Genomic DNA, 18,878 nt, shown 5'->3' with positions numbered 1-18,878 from the left:
GGTCGGAGTATTATAAAACAAAGGGTTAACGTGCTGGATGGGCCGGTGTCGCCAACCAGCGATCCAACCAGGCGAATACCGCATCCTGCTGTTCCTGATAAAACACATGCCCCAGTTCCGGCCAGATTTTCGTGACCAGCCGGTCATCTGCCTGCTGGGACAACCAGATACGGTGCATACGCGAGTAGGCGGCCTGCACTGCGCGGGCCGGGAACAACGAATCCTTGCCGCCGTTGAAGAACAACATGGGTTTAGGCGCGGCGATACTCGCTACGTCGGGGAAATCCAGGCGCGCTGATAACCCCGGATGGAGCATGTAAAACGCCGATTGACCACGCAGCACGTTGTTGCCCGGCACCATCAGGCCATCGTAGGTTCCCATCCAGGCAATAGCGGCCGTCACCGCCGCTTTATCAGACAGGGCCGCCAGTTGCCAGGCGCGATAGGCGCCCATCGAAAAACCGACGATGCCGATTCTTTTAGGATCCACCTGCGGCAGCGAAGCCAGAAAATCCAGCGACCGCATGTCTTCATAGGCCATCAATCCTGCCAGCGAGCGACCGAGATTATAGAAATTGCTCGCCAGCGCCTGCTGCTGCTCATATTTCAACGGCCCGCGATCGCCCCATCCCAGCGCGTCCACCGCCAGCACCACGTAGCCCCGTTTCGCCAGTTCATCGCCGACAAAACGACCGGTGAAAAACTTATCGGCCCAGGCTTTAGCAGAAGCCAGACGGGCGTCATCGCCCCATGGCTGAATCATTTTCTCTTTGCCAATATCGAACTTCGCACCATGGTCATGCAGCAGAATAACCGCCGGATGCGGCCCCGGTGAATTTGGCGTCAACAGCAACCCGGCCACCCGGCTTTCGTCCGTCAGATTAAACGCCACTTTCTCGGCCCGATACCCATCACGTTCCTGTTTATCCACCACCTGCGGCTCAAACGCCCGGTGGGTATCCGGTGTCAGCAGACGTTCCCGCACTAACAGACGCGCCTGTCGACGCCATTGCTCAAAGGATTGTTGGTGCCCGGATAGCCAGGAATCGGGATAGGTCAGTTGCTGTTTTAATTCGGTATAGAAGACGGGCAAAGCCTCTTCGGTTATCGCTGCGGTTTGATAAGAAGCGTCGTTCGCCATGGATGCACCACTGCTCAGCCAAAACACTAACAGACCAAGCGTATGCCAGAGTCGGTTCCGTTTCATCATTGTCATTCCCAGAGTAAAACACGGTTTCATTATGGTGACGATGATTGTAAGTCAGGCGGTTCAGGGTGACGAAAAAGGATGTGAATTCTGCGAGGAAGATAAAAAAATCCGGCAACCTGTGCCGGATTCAGTATCAACGAGGAAAGCGATATCTGATTATTTCTTCTTCGCTTTCGGGTTCGGCAAGTCGGTAATGCTGCCTTCGAATACTTCGGCAGCCAGCCCGACGGACTCATGCAACGTCGGATGAGCGTGGATAGTCAATGCGATATCTTCCGCATCGCACCCCATCTCGATCGCCAGGCCGATTTCTCCCAACAGCTCGCCGCCGTTGGTGCCGACAATCGCGCCGCCGATCACCCGGTGGGTCTCTTTGTCGAAAATCAGCTTGGTCATACCGTCAGAGCAATCAGAAGCAATCGCACGGCCGGACGCCGCCCACGGGAATACCGCGGTTTCATAGCTGATGCCTTTTTCCTTCGCTTCTTTCTCGGTCAGGCCGACCCAAGCCACTTCCGGCTCGGTGTAAGCGATGGACGGGATCACCTTCGGATCGAAGTAGTGTTTCTTACCGGCGATGACTTCGGCAGCCACATGGCCTTCGTGCACACCTTTATGCGCCAGCATCGGCTGCCCGACGATATCGCCGATAGCATAGATGTGCGGCACGTTGGTGCGCATCTGCTTGTCAACACGGATGAAGCCGCGTTCGTCAACTTCCACACCAGCCTGACCGGCATCCAGCAGTTTGCCATTCGGTACGCGACCGATAGCCACCAGCACCGCGTCGTAACGCTGCGGTTCAGCCGGCGCCTTCTTGCCTTCCATCGACACGTAGATGCCGTCTTCTTTGGCTTCTACCGCGGTCACTTTGGTTTCCAGCATCAGGTTGAATTTCTTGCTGATGCGTTTGGTGAAGACTTTAACGATGTCTTTATCGGCAGCCGGGATCACCTGGTCGAACATTTCAACCACGTCGATCTGAGAGCCCAGCGCATGATACACGGTGCCCATTTCCAGACCGATGATACCGCCGCCCATTACCAGCAGACGTCCGGGAACGCTCTTTAACTCCAGCGCATCGGTGGAATCCCATACGCGCGCGTCGTCATGCGGAATGAACGGCAACTGAATCGGACGAGAACCGGCCGCGATGATGGCATTGTCGAAATTCACCGTGGTGCTGCCGTTTTCACCTTCGACGACCAACGTGTTCGGGCCGGTGAATTTGCCAAAACCGTTGACCACTTTGACTTTACGGCCTTTGGCCATACCAGCCAGACCACCGGTTAGTTGGGTAATGACTTTTTCTTTCCAGGTACGAATCTTATCGATATCGGTCTGCGGTTCGCCAAACACGATGCCGTGTTCAGCCAGCGCTTTGGCTTCTTCAATGACTTTCGCAACGTGCAGCAGCGCTTTGGAAGGGATACAGCCTACATTCAGACATACGCCGCCCAGCGTGGAATAGCGTTCAACCAGCACGGTGTCCAGACCCAAGTCTGCACAACGGAACGCTGCGGAATAACCTGCAGGGCCCGCGCCAAGTACCACCACCTGAGCTTTAATTTCAGTACTCATCATGACCTCTTAATTAATTTCCGGCGGGTCTGTGACGTCATTATTGTGAGTCTTAACGCCCTCTTCCACCGGGACGTGTCTTTGCCGCGGTAGTTTACAAAATCGTTAACAATTTTGAAACAACAAGCGACTAACGATTTGTCCTTACTCACTGATAGCTGTAACAAATAACAGCTTATCAGAAAAAAGCCGGCCGTCAGGCCGGCTTTTCGATTACATCACCAGACGGCGAATGTCGGATAAGGTGTTGTTGATGATGGTAATGAAGCGAGCACCATCAGCACCGTCAATGACACGGTGGTCGAAGGACAGAGAGATCGGCATCATCAGACGCGGAACAAACTCTTTACCATTCCAGACCGGCTCCATAGCTGACTTGGACACACCCAGAATAGCCACTTCCGGCGCGTTGACGATCGGCGCGAAGTGAGTGGTGCCCAGGCCGCCGATGCTGGAGATGGTGAAACACCCGCCCTGCATTTCGCCAGCGGTCAGCTTACCGTCACGGGCTTTCTTGGAGATCACCGTCAGTTCACGAGACAGCTCGACGATGCCTTTCTTGTTCACGTCTTTGAACACCGGAACGACCAGGCCATTCGGCGTATCCACCGCCACACCGATGTTGATGTATTTCTTCAGCGTCAGACGCTGAGCATCTTCAGACAACGAACTGTTGAAACGCGGCATCTGCTCAAGCGCAGCGGCAACGGCTTTCATGATGAACACCACCGGAGTGAACTTCACATCCAGTTTGCGCTTCTCAGCTTCTGCGTTCTGCTGTTTGCGGAACGCTTCCAGATCGGTGATATCGGTTTTGTCGAAGTGCGTAACGTGCGGGATCATCACCCAGTTACGGCTCAGGTTGGCACCAGAAATCTTCTGGATACGGCCCAGTTCCACTTCTTCCACTTCACCAAACTTGCTGAAGTCGACTTTCGGCCACGGCAGCAGCCCCGGCAGAGAACCACCGGTAGCGCCAGCCGCCGGAGCGGATTCAGCACGTTTCACCGCGTCTTTCACGTAAGCCTGAACGTCTTCACGCAGGATACGGCCTTTACGACCAGTGCCTTTGACCTTCGCCAGGTTGACGCCGAATTCACGCGCCAGACGGCGAATCACCGGGGTAGCGTGAACATAAGCATCGTTCTCGGCGAACTCGCCTTTGCCGTCAGCTTTCGCCGGAGCCGAAGCCGCGGCTGGCGCGCTAGCGGCCGGGGCAGCCGCGACCGGGGCCGGAGCGGCGGCGGCCGCAGGCGCAGCGCCTGCCACTTCAAACACCATGATCAACGAACCGGTTTTCACTTTGCTGCCGGTGCTGATTTTGATTTCCTTGACGGTGCCGGCAAACGGCGCCGGGACTTCCATGGAGGCCTTGTCGCCTTCCACGGTAATCAGCGACTGTTCGGCCGCCACGGTGTCACCGACTTTCACCAGCACTTCCGTCACTTCGACTTCATCGCCGCCGATATCCGGCACGTTGACGTCTTTAGCGCCGCCGCTGACTGCCGGAGCAGCAGCGAGAGCACTAACCGCCGCAGCAGGAGCAGCAACGGCAGGCGCGGCGCCGGCGACTTCAAACACCATGATCAGCGTGCCGGTTTTCACCTTGCTGCCGGTGCTGACTTTGATTTCCTTAACGGTGCCGGCAAACGGCGCCGGAACTTCCATGGAAGCCTTATCGCCTTCCACAGTGATCAGCGACTGCTCGGCCGCCACGGTGTCGCCGACTTTCACCAGCACTTCAGTCACTTCGACTTCATCACCGCCGATGTCAGGCACTTCAACGTCTTTCACGGCGCTGGCGGCAGGCGCGGCAGCCGGGGCAGGCGCACCGGCTGCTTCAAAGACCATAATCAGTTTGCCGGTCGCGACCTTGTCGCCCACCGCAATCTTGATCTCTTTCACCACACCGGCCTGGGGAGACGGAACTTCCATCGACGCTTTGTCGCCTTCAACCGTAATCAGCGATTGTTCGGCTTCAACCTTATCACCCACTTTCACCAGCACTTCGGTGACTTCAACTTCATCTGCACCGATATCCGGTACGTTGATTTCGATAGCCATTACTCTTTCCCTCTTATGCTACGCGCGGGTTAACTTTTTCAGGGTTGATGTCGAATTTCTTGATGGCTTCAGCCACCACAGATTTTTCAACTTCACCGCGTTTAGCCAGTTCGCCCAGTGCGGCAACCACCACGTAGGATGCGTCCACTTCAAAGTGGTGACGCAGGTTTTCACGGCTGTCGGAACGACCGAAGCCATCGGTACCCAGTACGCGATAATCGCTGGCCGGAACGTAAGTACGTACTTGTTCGGCAAACAGTTTCATATAGTCGGTAGACGCAACGGCCGGCGCGTCGCTCATCACCTGAGCGATGTACGGTACGCGCGGTGCTTCAGTCGGGTGCAGCATGTTCCAGCGTTCGCAATCCTGACCGTCGCGGGCCAGTTCCGTGAAGGAGGTGACGCTGTACACGTCAGAGCCGATGCCGTAATCGTTGGCCAGAATCTGCGCGGCTTCACGCACATGACGCAGAATAGAGCCGGAACCCAGCAACTGAACCTTGCCTTTGCTGCCCGCCACGGTTTCCAGTTTGTAGATACCCTTACGGATACCCTCTTCCGCACCCTGCGGCATCGCCGGCATGTGGTAGTTTTCGTTCAGCGTAGTGATGTAGTAATAAACGTTTTCCTGCGCTTCACCGTACATACGCTCCAGACCGTTCTGCATGATAACGGCGACTTCATATGCAAATGCCGGATCGTAGGAGATACAGTTCGGGATAGTCAGAGACTGGATGTGGCTGTGGCCATCTTCATGCTGCAGACCTTCGCCGTTCAGCGTAGTACGACCGGAAGTCCCGCCGATCAGGAAGCCGCGCGCCTGTTGGTCGCCCGCCGCCCAGCACAGATCGCCGATACGCTGGAACCCGAACATGGAGTAGTAGATATAGAACGGGATCATCGGCAGATTGTTGGTGCTGTAAGACGTTGCCGCTGCCAGCCAGGACGAGCCTGCGCCCAATTCGTTGATGCCTTCCTGCAAAATCTGACCCTGCAGATCTTCTTTGTAGTAAGCAACCTGCTCACGATCCTGCGGGGTGTATTGCTGGCCGTTCGGGCTGTAGATACCAATCTGACGGAACAGACCTTCCATACCGAAAGTACGGGCCTCGTCCGCGATGATCGGCACCAAACGTTCTTTGATCGACGGGTTCTTCAACATCACGTTCAGTGCACGCACGAAAGCGATAGTGGTGGAGATTTCTTTATTCTGCTCTTCCAGCAGAGAACTGAAGTCTTCCAGCGTCGGCAGATCCAGCTTCTCGTCAAATCTCGGCTGACGGGACGGCAGATAGCCTTCCAGCGCCTGACGACGTTCATGCAGGTATTTGTACTCTTCGGAATCTTTATCGAAGGTAATGAACGGCAGTTTTTCAACGTCGGCATCCGCCACCGGCACATTGAAACGATCGCGGAAGTAACGCACACCGTCCATGTTGATTTTCTTGACCTGGTGGGCAATGTTCTTGCCTTCCGCCGCATCGCCCATCCCATAGCCTTTGATGGTATGAGCCAGAATGACCACCGGCTTGCCTTTGGTCTCCTGCGCTTTTTTCAGTGCAGCGAAAACTTTCTTCGGATCATGACCGCCACGGTTGAGCGACCAAATCTGGTCGTCGGTCCAGTCTTTAACCAGCGCTGCGGTTTCCGGATATTTACCGAAGAAGTGCTCACGCACATAAGCGCCGTTTTTGGACTTGAAGGTCTGATAATCGCCGTCAACGGTTTCGTTCATCAGTTGCATCAGTTTGCCGCTGGTATCGTTACGCAGCAGCTCGTCCCAACGACCGCCCCAGATAACCTTGATCACTTCCCAGCCAGCGCCGCCGAAGATGCCTTCCAGCTCATTGATGATCTTGCCGTTACCCGTCACCGGGCCATCCAGACGCTGCAGGTTACAGTTGATGACGAACACCAGGTTGTCCAACTTCTCGCGAGTCGCGATAGTGATGGCGCCTTTGGATTCCGGCTCATCCATTTCACCGTCGCCCAGGAAGGCGTAAACGGTTTGTTTAGTCGTGTCTTTCAGACCACGATTATTAAGATACTTCAGGAACTTAGCCTGATAAATCGCATTGATTGGGCCCAGGCCCATGGACACGGTCGGGAACTGCCAGAACTCCGGCATCAGCTTCGGATGCGGGTAAGAAGAAAGGCCGTTGCCATGAACTTCCTGGCGGAAGTTGTTCATCTGGTCTTCGGTCAAACGACCTTCCAGGAACGCTCGGGCATAAACCCCAGGAGAAATATGCCCCTGGAAGAACACCAGATCACCGCCATCCTGCGCATTTCGCGCACGGAAGAAGTGGTTGAAACACACTTCATAGAAGGTCGCGGAAGACTGGAAGGACGCCATATGACCACCCAGCTCCAGATCTTTCTTGGACGCACGCAATACCGTCATTACTGCGTTCCAACGAATCGCGGAACGAATGCGGCTTTCCAGTTCAAGGTTGCCCGGATAGGCGGGTTCGTCTTCTACCGCAATAGTGTTGATGTAGCGGCTGCCGACACTGCCCGCCGCAACTTTTACGCCACCTTTGCGTGCTTCGCTCAACACCTGATCGATCAGGTACTGTGCACGTTCAACACCCTCTTCACGGATAACCGATTCGATCGCCTGAAGCCAGTCGCGAGTTTCGATCGGATCCACGTCATTATTCAAACGTTCTGACATGGTTTGGTCCTTATCTGTTTCTAATCAGTTAATTGTCTGGAGCCTGTCTTGCTGCGCTCTGTGTCTTGGCTGAAAACGCAGGAAGACAGGCTCTTCGTTAGTTACCGCATACAGGTCCCAACAGGGCCCTTAATCCTTGCGTTGCTGGAGTCGACGCAAAGAGCGTTCCCGCCGACTATGTTCCCGGTTAAGTTCCAGCAATACTTCTTCAATAAACGCCAGGTGGCGATGAGACGCCTCACGCGCCTTCTCAGGCTCACGGGCAACAATCGCCTCAAAAATCCTGGCTCTGTGGCTGCTTACCTGAGCCAACACTTCACGGCTCAGATACAGCAATTCAAAATTCTGTCGAACATTCTGTTCGAGCAACGGCCCCATGCAACGCAACAAATGCAGCAGCACCACGTTGTGCGTAGCCTCTGTAACCGCCACCAGATACTGCATTACCGCTTCGGATTCCGCTTCCAAATCCCCGGCTTCTCTCGCCTTGTCGATGACCGCATGGCAATCACGGATACGCTGCAGATCGGATTCCGTACCACGCAATGCCGCATAGTAGGCGGCGATGCCTTCAAGCGCGTGACGGGTTTCAAGGAGGTCAAACTGGGATTCTGGGTGATTGCTGAGTAATTCTGATAACGGATCGCTGACGCTCTGCCAGAGATTATTCTGGACAAAAGTACCGCCGCCCTGACGACGCAGGAGCAGCCCCTTGGCTTCCAGACGCTGAATAGCCTCTCTCAGCGATGGGCGGGAAACATCAAACTGTTTTGCCAGTTCACGTTCCGGAGGCAGTTTCTCTCCGGGCCGCAGCGTCCCCTCAAGGATCAGAAACTCCAGTTGCTGTTCGATGACATCTGACAGCTTGGGCTGACGGATCTTGCTATATGCCATGGTGAATGGGTCCCGGCGGAAAAGCATAGAGTCAATTGGTAATACCAATTATAAAAACGTGACGCTCAAAGTAACAAAGTATTCACCTTCTGTCCATACAGACGTTGCGGGAAAACATCAATCACCTTACTTTTTAACAAATGCCCTGATAATTGTTGCAAAAGCACGATAAGGTCAGTGGTATTACCATTACGCGCCAAGTGGACGTTTTAACTTTTATGAAACCCGAATCAGGCAAAGCTGAACCGTTCAACCTCATAAAAAATGAATTTAAATTCAAAAATAAAGAATATAAATTCAAATTAAGCAGGGTTGTGTAGTTTCTGAACTGTGCAATCACATCAGATTTATGAACGTTTCGACCAACGGCTGCGTCGGTATCGGTTTTTCTCCAGAACACCATGTCGTTATAAAAAAACAGCCCCCGTCAGCAAACGAATCGGCATCGCATTTTCTACCGGCGACGGTAAGAAATCAGTGCATTTAGCGCCGCTTACCACTATTCTCTGTCCACCGATAGCTCTGGCGGCAATTTCTTCCGTCAGACATCGTAAAAATAAAATTACATCAACGTAAAAAGAGCAAAACGCCGACAGTCGCATCGGCACGTCTCCATTTGTCTTTCTCATATCGGCAGAGGGTAAAAATAATGGAAAATCAACAAGACGGAACGCTACAGCGCGGTCTGAAGAACCGTCATATTCAGTTGATTGCCTTGGGTGGCGCTGTGGGTACCGGCCTGTTCCTCGGGATCGCGCAGACTATCAAAATGGCGGGGCCATCGGTTCTGCTGGGGTACGCGATTGGCGGTATCATCGCTTTTTTCATCATGCGTCAATTGGGTGAAATGGTCGTCGAAGAACCGGTTGCTGGCTCCTTTAGCCATTTCGCCTACAAATACTGGGGAGAGTTCGCCGGTTTCGCCTCGGGATGGAACTACTGGGTATTGTACGTGTTGGTTGCCATGGCTGAGCTAAGCGCGGTCGGCATCTATGTACAATACTGGTGGCCCGACATTCCGACCTGGGTTTCCGCCGCGGTATTCTTTGTACTGATCAATGCCGTCAACCTGTCCAATGTGAAGATGTACGGCGAGTTGGAGTTCTGGTTCGCCATCATCAAAGTCGTGGCCATCATCGGTATGATCGTTTTCGGCGCCTGGCTGTTGTTCAGCGGACAGGGCGGCCCCGAAGCCACCATCACCAATCTCTGGGCGCAAGGCGGTTTCTTCCCGCACGGCATCAGCGGCATGGTAATGGCGATGGCGGTCATCATGTTTTCGTTCGGCGGGCTAGAACTGGTGGGCATCACGGCGGCCGAAGCCGACCATCCGGAAAAAGCATTCCGCAGGCCACCAATCAGGTCATCTACCGCATTCTGATTTTCTACATCGGTTCGCTGACCATTCTGCTGTCGCTCTACCCGTGGGAGAAAGTCGTGGAAGGCGGCAGCCCATTCGTCATGATCTTCCATGCACTGAACAGCAATCTGGTGGCGAACGTCCTCAACATCGTGGTGCTGACTGCGGCGCTGTCGGTTTATAACAGTTGCGTCTACTGCAACAGCCGTATGCTTTATGGTCTGGCCAAGCAGGGCAACGGCCCGAAATCGCTGCTGACGGTGGATCGCCGCGGTGTGCCGGTCATCGCCATCGGCGTGTCCGCGCTGGCTACCGCGCTGTGCGTGCTGATCAACTACGTGCTGCCCGGCAAAGCATTCGAACTGCTGATGTCTCTGGTGGTTTCCGCGCTGGTCATCAACTGGGCGATGATAAGCCTGGCCCATCTGAAATTCCGCGCCAGTAAAGAACGGGAAGGCGTGGAAACCCGCTTCAAGGCACTGCTTTATCCGCTCGGCAACTACCTGTGTCTGGCCTTCATGGCGGGGATTCTCGTCATCATGGCGCTGACGCCGGGGATCACGATCTCCGTTGTCCTGATCCCGGTTTGGTTGTTGGTACTGGCTGTGGGTTACTGGCTCAAAAAACGCGCGTCCACCGCAATCGCCTAAACCACCATCTGGATCAAAAAACCACCTCAGCGAACCGCCAGCTGACGACCAGCCGGCGGAGAGCAAAAGGGGAGGCCCCGTAAAGCGGCCTCCCCGTTATGCTTGATTAACCAGCCCTTTTATACCAGCACTTCGGCGCCCGGCAGGATGTGCTTTACATGATCCCCCGGCTTCGGCGCCTAGAGGATCAAGCGCAAGACGTCACACCAACGCACCATAAATCGTCAGCAACGCCACCACCACCACCACGGCTAATGACACCTTTTTCGCCAGCGAAACCGCCGCCCTGGGCGTTGACAGAGGATCGCCGTGCGGCTCTCTCGCCAGAGAAAACTGCGCCAATTGCGTCAACACCCAATATTGGCTGCTGTGCCTGTCAAGCAAGGTGGCGAACCAGGCGGGCAAAGCCTTTTCGCCATGCCCCAATAACGCATAGGCAGCGCCGACGAAACGTACCGGCAACCAATCCAACCAGTGCAACAGCGTATCGATGCCGGAATGCGCTCGTTCCAACGGCGTATGGTGGCGAGCCAGACAGCTTTGACGAGCGCGCAGAATCGAATAACCGACCAACGCCACCGGGCCGTAGGGCCCGGCGACAACAAACCAGAACAACGGGGCCAGATAACAGCGAAAGTTAATCCACAACAGCGCGTTCTGTAGCTCTTTCAGACGTTCGCGCTCGCCGGCATCCTGCGGTAAACCGTGAATCAACGCCAGCTCTTCTTCCATCTCGCGGCAAGCGTCGGCCTCACCGCGTTGTACTGACGCCAGATAACGCCGATAGTGTTGCCTGACTTCGCCGGCGCCGATGCACAACAGCCCGATGGCAATCCACAACAGCAATAATGGCAAGCCGAACAACCAACCGCTCGCCAGCCACAGCAGGATCACGACCACCCCCATACCGCCAAACGCCAGCAACAACGTTTGAAGAAAGGAAGGCGCGGGAAGATAACGAAAAATCACTTCAAGATGGTGATCCAGCTGCCAGTGTTTCCCCAACTTAAATAAGCGTTCCCACCCCAACACCAACAATAGGGTAAACAGCGTCATCAGTAATTACTCCTCTTCTCCATTCGAGTTTTCCCCTTGCCATTGATGTTGATAGCGCGGCCAGTCAAACGCAGAACCGGGGTCGGTTTTACGGCCGGGCGCGATATCGCTATGGCCGGTAATGCGCGCCGACGTAATGGGGTATTCACCATGCAATACGCGAGTGACCTCGGCTAGCGCCGTGTACTGCGCATCGGTAAACGGCGTGCTATCTGTTCCTTCCAGTTCAATGCCGATAGAAAAATCATTGCACCGTTCACGTCCTTCAAAACAGGAAACGCCTGCATGCCAGGCGCGTCGTTCGAAAGACACGTACTGAACGATTTCGCCATCTCGCCGAATCAGGCAATGCGCCGACACCCGTAACTGGCTGATGGTTGCAAAATACGGATGCGCATCGCCATTCAGCGTACCGGTAAACAGCTGATCGATATAAGGCCCGCCAAACTCCCCCGGCGGCAGGCTGATATTATGAATAACCAGCAATGACGGCTTTTCGTCATCCGGCCGCGCATCCTGATGCGGCGACAGTACGCGCCGGACGCCCGTCAGCCAGCCCTGCTCCATCCTCATTCCGTCTTCTCCTCTACATCAGGCCGCCAATCGCCGGCTATCAGCCTTGATAACGCCCGCCCTACCCGTTCAGGGTTCAACTCAATCAAGGGGTAAACCTGAACCCCGTCGCCATTGCGCATGCGTTCCCCGCCATCCCGCAATAGTACCGCATATCCCGTATCCGGGATGCGTCAAAACACCGATGCCCGTCATTGGCGCCAACCGAGGAAATTAACCGCCTGCCGGCATGCCGAATCAAAGGACTTCTGGTATGCTGCATCCCCCTCACGGCCGGAGGCCGCCGCATCCCGTCGTTCCTGCCTCTGGCAGTCGTAGCGGCGCGCTTCCCACGTTTTGAGGCAACCACCTGCCGGATCGCATTAGTTTGTTCCGGCGCTATTTATTCCGTTATTTATGCCGTAAACCCGGCCAGCTCATTATGAAAAATATCCTTGCGCTATGCGCAGTAACGACCTTGTCGTACAGCACGCCAACTCTTGCCGATGAAAATACCCCTCAATACCTCTCTGACTGGTGGCATCAGAGCGTCAATGTCGTCGGCAGTTATCACACCCGTTTCGGCCCCCAATTGAATAACGACGTCTACCTCGAATACGAAGCGTTTGCACATAAGGACTGGTTCGATTTCTACGGTTACGTCGATGTGCCGAAAGTCTTCGGCGCAGGCAATACCCCCGATCGCGGCATCTGGGATAAAGGCTCACCGCTGTTTATGGAAATTGAACCCCGCTTCTCCATCGACAAACTGACCAATACCCCGTTGGGTTTCGGCCCGTTTAAAGAGTGGTATGTCGCCAACAACATCATTTACGATCAGGGCAGAAATAACGACTCCCGTCAGAGCACCTGGTATGTCGGGCTGGGCACCGATATCGATACCGGAACCGACCTCTCTCTGTCCGCCAACGTCTATGCCAAATATCAAGGGCAAAACTATGCCGCGCCGAATGAAGATCGGTGGGACGGCTACCGTTTCAAAATCAAATACGTTTATCCGATCGCGGACGCACTGGGCGGCAAACTGACCTATATCGGCTTCACCAATTTCGATTTCGGTTCCGACCTGCGCAATGCAGCGGGCGCTTCCCGCACCAGCAATGCCATCGCTTCCAGCCATATTCTGGCGCTGAACTATGCACACTGGCATTACTCGGTGGTTGCCCGCTATTTCCATAATGGCGGTCAGTGGGCGGAGGGTACCGAGCTTGATTTCGGACGCGGCCCGTTCAATGTTCGCTCAACCGGATGGGGCTACTATCTGGTCGCCGGTTACAACTTCTAATCCACCCGCCACATTGGCGCTCTGATGCAAGCAGAGCGCCAAATCATAAGCAACACACTGAATAATAAAGATAAATAAATTGGATGCTCCGCAACAAACAGGGTAGCATAGGTGCCCGGCTAACCCTGGAGTAAGAAGATGACCACACGCCGTTATAGTCAGGAACAGCGCCGTACTGAGCTGCTCAATCGTATCGCAAATGATATTCCCGTCAGCGTACAACAGGCGCTAAGCGAAGATCTGGGAGGAGAAGTCAGTCTGGATCAGGATATTACCGCTCAGTTGCTGCCTGACGATAAACCGGCCGCCGCCGTGATCATTACCCGTGAAGCCGGCATTTTCTGCGGCCAGCGCTGGCTGGAAGAAGTGTTCTTCCAGTTGGGAGGCGGCGTCGACGTGAAATGGCTGGTGCAGGACGGCGACACGCTGAAAGAAAACCAGCCGCTGTGCCGCCTGCAAGGCTCCTCCCGTCAACTACTGACCGGCGAACGCACCGCACTGAATTTCCTGCAAACGCTTTCCGGCGTCGCTACCGAAGTCAATCGTTACGTACAACGCCTGACCGGTACTCATACCCAGTTGCTGGATACGCGCAAAACGTTGCCGGGTCTTCGCACTGCGCTGAAATACGCCGTACTGTGCGGTGGCGGCAGTAACCATCGTCTTGGCCTGGCCGACGCCTTTCTGATCAAGGAAAACCATATTATCGCCGCCGGTTCCATCCGCAAGGCGGTGGAGCAGGCGTTCCGACTGCGTCAGGATGTGCCGATCGAAGTTGAAGTAGAAACATTGGACGAATTGCAGCAAGCGCTGGATGCCGGCGCCGACATCATCATGCTGGATAATTTTACGTTGGACGCTATCCGTACCGCCGTGCAACAAGCCCATGGGCGGGCACAACTTGAGGTCTCCGGCAACGTCACACTGGATACGCTGCGCGATTACGCCGAAACCGGCGTGGACTACATTTCCGTCGGCGCACTGACCAAGCACGTCAGGGCGCTGGATCTCTCCATGCGCTTTGACTAACGCGCGATGCCAGGCTCTCCGCCCCACCGGGGAGCCGGCCACACCGACGAAAAACCAACGCCAGTAATCACACGCGATGCCATCTTTACCGCCTCATCCCCCTCCCTGCCTGATGCTGAGTAGCCGCTCGCAAAAAATTGCCAACACGACACACCGCCGCTAATTTTCGGTGCGAAGCCGTTTCCCGATCCTGTTTTCCACCGTCGTCAGTCACTCTACCGTCAACTATGCTGCCGACATCCGCCACACCAGGGAAAAGGGCTATGAGACACCAGGGATTCACATTGATAGAACTGATGGTGGTGATTGTAATCATCGCCATCCTGAGCACGCTGGGCATCCCGGCGTATCAGGGCTACCTGCAGAAAGCCGCGATGACGGACATGCTGCAAACCATGGTTTCCTATAAGACTGCTATCGATATCTGCGGGCTCAGCAACGCGGGCTTCGGCAGCTGTTCCGCAGGAAATCAGGGGATCCCGGTGGCCGCCAGCTCCCGCTATGTCAGCGCTATTGCCGTCAACCAGGGCGTGATCACGCTGACGGGGCAATCAACGTTACAGGGATTGAGCGTCGTCATGACACCGGAATGGAACAGCCAGACCGGAGCGACCCGCTGGACACGCAACTGTCAGAGCAGCGGTAACGCAGAAAGCCTGCGTCAGGCTTGCGAGGATGTCTTCCGCTTTGATTCCAGCGCAGGGTAAACATCATGACAAACAATACGTTGCATCATGAATTAAGTGTAATTTGTCAGCGTTATCAGGCATTGCTGTTGGCGGTAGACGAGCAGGTTATGACCGTCGCCGTATCAGGAAATGTGCCGGAAGAAATGGTCGTCGCACTGAGGTTCACCGGCAATCGTCGGGTACTGATCGAACACTGGCCGGCAGCAAAACTGGAGCAGCGGCTATCCCCCACCAGAGCGGCAGAGACGGGGGAACATTATCAGGCAGCCCCCGATGTCCGGGATGAGCCGGAAGACACACCGGCCCTGCGGTTTATCAACCAGATATTGAAACTGGCGGTGCAACGCCGTGCGTCCGATATCCATTTTGAACCTACGCCGACCCGCTATCGGATAAGATTGCGTATTGACGGGGTTTTACAGGACAGTCTATCCGCACCGGAGGAATTGGTCCCCCGGATAACCACTCGTCTGAAAATTCTGGGCAAACTGAATATTGCGGAACGTCGGCTGCCTCAAGACGGGCAATTCGGTCTGCATCTGGAACAGCAGCGCTATTCGCTACGTATCGCCACCTTGCCGGTGCATCATGGTGAAAAAATCGTCCTTCGCATCCTGCATACTCAGCAACAGACGCTGGCGCTGGAAGCGTTGGGTATGACGCCATCCGAGCTGCAATTGATCAAACAATCGCTGCAACTGCCGCAGGGCATGATTCTGGTTACTGGCCCGACCGGCAGCGGCAAAACATTTACCCTTTACAGCGCTATACGCTGGCTCAACGACAGCAGTCGCAATATCTGCAGTGTGGAAGACCCGGTAGAGATCCCGCTCGACGGAATCAATCAAACCGCCATCGCGCCCAAAGCCCATCTGGATTTCAGCCGCGTATTGCGCGCCCTACTCAGGCAGGATCCCGACATCATTATGGTGGGAGAAATTCGAGACGCGGAAACGGCGGAGATAGCGGTTAAAGCCGCACAGACCGGCCATCTGGTGCTTTCTACGCTGCATACCAATTCAGCGCTGGACACCCTAAGCAGACTTAAGCATCTCGGTATTCCTGGCTACCTACTGGCATCGGCACTGAAGCTTATTGTCGCCCAGCGATTGGTGCGCCGCCTTTGCCCTCATTGCCGACAACGGCAGGAGGACAGCACAGGATTTCCAACCACGGTCTGGCAAGGGCCGTTGCGGCGGTGGGCCGCTAAAGGATGCAACCACTGTTTCTCCGGCTACTACGGCCGAACAGCTATTTATGAAATGTTACCGATCACCCAGGACATTCAGCACCTTTTGGCCCAGGAGCCGCAGCGCCTTTCCCTGCCGTCATTACTGGCATCGTCAGGCCACGTCACGTTGCTGTCGGCTGGTCTGGCGCTGGTTGACAAAGGTACAACGTCTCTGGAGGAAGTCTATCGGGTGACAGGCGACGGGCCGTGTTGAGAGAGATAACGATGGCACTACAGAAGCTTTACCGCTGGCAGGCACTCCATAGTAATGGCGAATTTTGTACCGGCGAACATATCGGGTACAACCGACGGCAAATCTATCAGCATTTACTGGAGCAGGGCTATCAGCCGTTAAAACTGACAACGAGCGCCTATATCACGCCTCGTTATTGGAAAGGTACCCATCTGGCCGTCATTCTGCGGCAAATCGCCTCACTATTACAGGCCGGTTTACCGCTTCCCGACGCGCTCGCACTGATTGGCGAACACCATGAAAAAGCCGGCTGGCGTTGCCTGTTGAGCGACATCCGACATCAGATTCTTCAGGGGAGAGCGTTCTCAGACGCCATAGGGGATTACCCGGATATCTTTCCGGCTATTTGCGGCTCGCTGCTCGCCGTCGGCGAACTAACCGGAAAACTGGATGAATGCTGCGCTCGTTTGGCCGTGTACCAGGAAACACAACAACAGCTGGCGAGCAACGTCATGAAGGCCATACGTTATCCGGTATTCGTCATCGTCGCCGGCATGTTGGTCGGTCTGCTGATGACAGCACTGGTTCTGCCGGAGTTTGCCGGTTTGTATGCCACATTTAATGCACCGCTGCCCTGGTTTACCCGCCTGATGTTATCGTTCTCGGATAACCTGCGCCAATACGGGCTGCCCGCATTGCTGTTACTTCTGTGTCTGACGTTGATGTTGTCGGTGTTACGCAAACGCAGCATCGCATGGCGAACACTGGAACACCGTCTGGCACTGAAATTACCGTTGATCTCTGCACTGATCCGCGGCCACTGCCTGAGCCAGTTATTCCATTCTCTGTCGATGACACAATATGCAGGTATCCCTTTGCCGGCCGGTCTAAGCGCAGCAAGCGCGATCAACCATCCGCTCTACCGACACGCATTGCGACAAGCAAAAATCGGCGTCGAACAAGGGCTGTCGTTCGCCCAGGCGATCGGCGACCCTTGGCTATTCCCTGCCCCATGCCCCCAGTTGATTCGGGTTGGGGAGGAAACCGGCGCGCTGGATCAGTTATTCAACCAGTTGGCGCGTTGGTATGAAAAACACACCCAAGAGCTTACTGATACGCTGACCCAAGCCATCGAACCCTTATTGATCGCCATTGTTGGGGGAATAGTGGGAATGCTGGTCATTGCGATGTACCTACCCATTTTCCAGCTGGGCAATGTGCTGGCCGGCGCCTGACGGCCAGCGGTCGCTGATTACCGGAGATCAGGCACTGAACACCTGATTTTCCTGTTCGGAAACGCGGATAAACGTGGTTCTTTTAGTGAGTTCCTTCAACCGTGCCGCGCCGACATACGTACAGGCGGAGCGCAGCCCGCCCAAAATATCGCGCACGGTATTATCCACCGGGCCACGAAATGGCAAACGCACCGTTTTCCCTTCAGCAGCCCGATACTCCGCCACACCGCCAACGTGCCGTTCCATCGCGGAAGCGGAACTCATCCCATAAAACAACATCAGCTTGCGGCCATCTTCATCAATCACTTCACCACCGCACTCTTCATGGGCGGCGAACATCCCCCCCAACATCACGAAATCGGCACCCCCCCCGAAAGCTTTGGCAACATCGCCGGGAACGGCACACCCGCCGTCACTGACAATCTGACCACCCAAACCATGTGCGGCGTCAGCGCATTCGATAACCGCTGACAATTGGGGATAACCTACCCCGGTTTTCAACCGAGTGGTGCATACCGAACCTGGGCCAATCCCCACTTTTACAATATCGGCGCCAGAGAGCAGCAACTCCTCCACCATTTCGCCCGTGACAACATTACCGGCGCAGATGATCCGATCCGGGCAGGCTTCACGCGCCTTTTGCACAAACCGGACAAAATGCTCGGAATATCCATTTGCCACATCAATACAGATGAATTTCAGCTCCGGCGACAGCGCCAGTATCTGTTTCAGCTTGTCGAAGTCGTTGTCTGACGTCCCGGTAGACACCATGACATGACGTAAAACAGACTCAGGTTCCTGGCCGACAAACTGTTGCCAATCTGCCACGGAATAGTGTTTATGGATCGCAGTCAGCAACCCATGCGTCGCCAGTACGCGGGCCATTGAGAATGTGCCGACTGTATCCATATTCGCGGCGATAATCGGCACGCCCTCCCAATGACAACCGGCGTGCAGAAATGAAAAATCGCGCGCTAACTCTACATCCGAACGGCTTTTCAGAGTTGAACGTTTGGGCCGAATCAGAACATCTTTAAAACCCAGTTTGATATCTTCTTCAATACGCATGTTAAGCCTCAGAGAAATGATCAACGCTGAAAACACCCATGACACACCGGATTGATGATACGCCTGAATAATAAGGCGACAAG

Annotated in this window: 13 protein-coding genes and 1 pseudogene; 6 read left to right on the top strand and 8 right to left on the bottom strand. The window is 55.0% G+C overall.

What is annotated here, in order from left to right:
• Positions 1-25: 25 nt before the first annotated feature.
• The 5 genes from DPA2511_RS03485 to pdhR form a co-directional block, all read right to left on the bottom strand.
• Entirely contained in the window at positions 26-1,207 is a 1,182-nt protein-coding gene (locus DPA2511_RS03485) for a dienelactone hydrolase family protein (protein WP_023638141.1), read from the bottom strand.
• Between the two features lie 159 nt (positions 1,208-1,366).
• On the bottom strand, positions 1,367-2,791 hold the full coding sequence (lpdA, locus tag DPA2511_RS03480) for a dihydrolipoyl dehydrogenase (protein ID WP_012764306.1): 1,425 nt from the start codon (positions 2,789-2,791) through the stop codon (positions 1,367-1,369).
• 213 nt (positions 2,792-3,004) lie between these two features.
• The gene (aceF, locus tag DPA2511_RS03475; protein WP_012764305.1) at positions 3,005-4,855 is read right to left on the bottom strand and encodes a pyruvate dehydrogenase complex dihydrolipoyllysine-residue acetyltransferase; all 1,851 of its coding nucleotides are present in this window, start codon (positions 4,853-4,855) and stop codon (positions 3,005-3,007) included.
• Positions 4,856-4,868: 13 nt separating this feature from the next.
• Positions 4,869-7,532 carry a pyruvate dehydrogenase (acetyl-transferring), homodimeric type gene (aceE, locus tag DPA2511_RS03470; RefSeq protein WP_012764304.1) on the bottom strand — a complete coding sequence of 888 codons (2,664 nt, stop codon included), beginning with the start codon at positions 7,530-7,532 and terminating at the stop codon, positions 4,869-4,871.
• A 129-nt stretch (positions 7,533-7,661) separates the two neighbouring features.
• Positions 7,662-8,426, bottom strand: coding sequence for a pyruvate dehydrogenase complex transcriptional repressor PdhR (pdhR, locus tag DPA2511_RS03465; protein ID WP_012764303.1), 765 nt, complete (start codon positions 8,424-8,426; stop codon positions 7,662-7,664).
• A gap of 649 nt (positions 8,427-9,075) precedes the next feature.
• Between pdhR and DPA2511_RS20955 the strand changes: the two are divergent.
• A pseudogene (locus DPA2511_RS20955) lies at positions 9,076-10,436 on the top strand (amino acid permease).
• Positions 10,437-10,637: 201 nt separating this feature from the next.
• On the opposite strand, the gene ampE reads toward DPA2511_RS20955, so the two are convergent.
• The gene (gene ampE, locus DPA2511_RS03450) at positions 10,638-11,492 is read right to left on the bottom strand and encodes a beta-lactamase regulator AmpE (protein ID WP_012764300.1); all 855 of its coding nucleotides are present in this window, start codon (positions 11,490-11,492) and stop codon (positions 10,638-10,640) included.
• A 6-nt stretch (positions 11,493-11,498) separates the two neighbouring features.
• A complete protein-coding gene (ampD, locus tag DPA2511_RS03445) occupies positions 11,499-12,065 on the bottom strand; it encodes a 1,6-anhydro-N-acetylmuramyl-L-alanine amidase AmpD (protein WP_012764299.1) in 567 nt (188 codons plus the stop codon).
• Positions 12,066-12,486: 421 nt separating this feature from the next.
• Here ampD and DPA2511_RS03440 point away from each other — a divergent pair, with 421 nt between their 5' ends.
• The 5 genes from DPA2511_RS03440 (at position 12,487) to hofC (ending at position 17,727) form a co-directional block, all read left to right on the top strand.
• On the top strand, positions 12,487-13,350 hold the full coding sequence (locus DPA2511_RS03440) for a nucleoside-specific channel-forming protein Tsx (protein WP_012764298.1): 864 nt from the start codon (positions 12,487-12,489) through the stop codon (positions 13,348-13,350).
• A 138-nt stretch (positions 13,351-13,488) separates the two neighbouring features.
• Positions 13,489-14,379 (top strand): carboxylating nicotinate-nucleotide diphosphorylase, encoded by an 891-nt coding sequence (gene nadC, locus DPA2511_RS03435; RefSeq protein WP_012764297.1) that lies wholly within the window; start codon positions 13,489-13,491, stop codon positions 14,377-14,379.
• 263 nt (positions 14,380-14,642) lie between these two features.
• A complete protein-coding gene (ppdD, locus tag DPA2511_RS03430) occupies positions 14,643-15,086 on the top strand; it encodes a prepilin peptidase-dependent pilin (protein ID WP_012764296.1) in 444 nt (147 codons plus the stop codon).
• A gap of 5 nt (positions 15,087-15,091) precedes the next feature.
• The gene (gene gspE, locus DPA2511_RS03425; RefSeq protein WP_012764295.1) at positions 15,092-16,513 is read left to right on the top strand and encodes a type II secretion system protein GspE; all 1,422 of its coding nucleotides are present in this window, start codon (positions 15,092-15,094) and stop codon (positions 16,511-16,513) included.
• An 11-nt stretch (positions 16,514-16,524) separates the two neighbouring features.
• A complete protein-coding gene (gene hofC, locus DPA2511_RS03420) occupies positions 16,525-17,727 on the top strand; it encodes a protein transport protein HofC (RefSeq protein WP_012764294.1) in 1,203 nt (400 codons plus the stop codon).
• A gap of 27 nt (positions 17,728-17,754) precedes the next feature.
• Here the strand turns inward: hofC and DPA2511_RS03415 are convergent, their stop codons facing one another.
• The gene (locus DPA2511_RS03415; RefSeq protein WP_012764293.1) at positions 17,755-18,795 is read right to left on the bottom strand and encodes a GMP reductase; all 1,041 of its coding nucleotides are present in this window, start codon (positions 18,793-18,795) and stop codon (positions 17,755-17,757) included.
• Positions 18,796-18,878 lie beyond the last annotated feature (83 nt).

It is taken from the genome of Musicola paradisiaca NCPPB 2511 (assembly GCF_000400505.1).
Taxonomy (GTDB): Bacteria; Pseudomonadota; Gammaproteobacteria; order Enterobacterales; family Enterobacteriaceae; genus Musicola; species Musicola paradisiaca.
The sequence above is the reverse complement of the archived record's forward strand: the minus strand, read 5'-3'. Positions and strand labels throughout refer to the sequence as shown.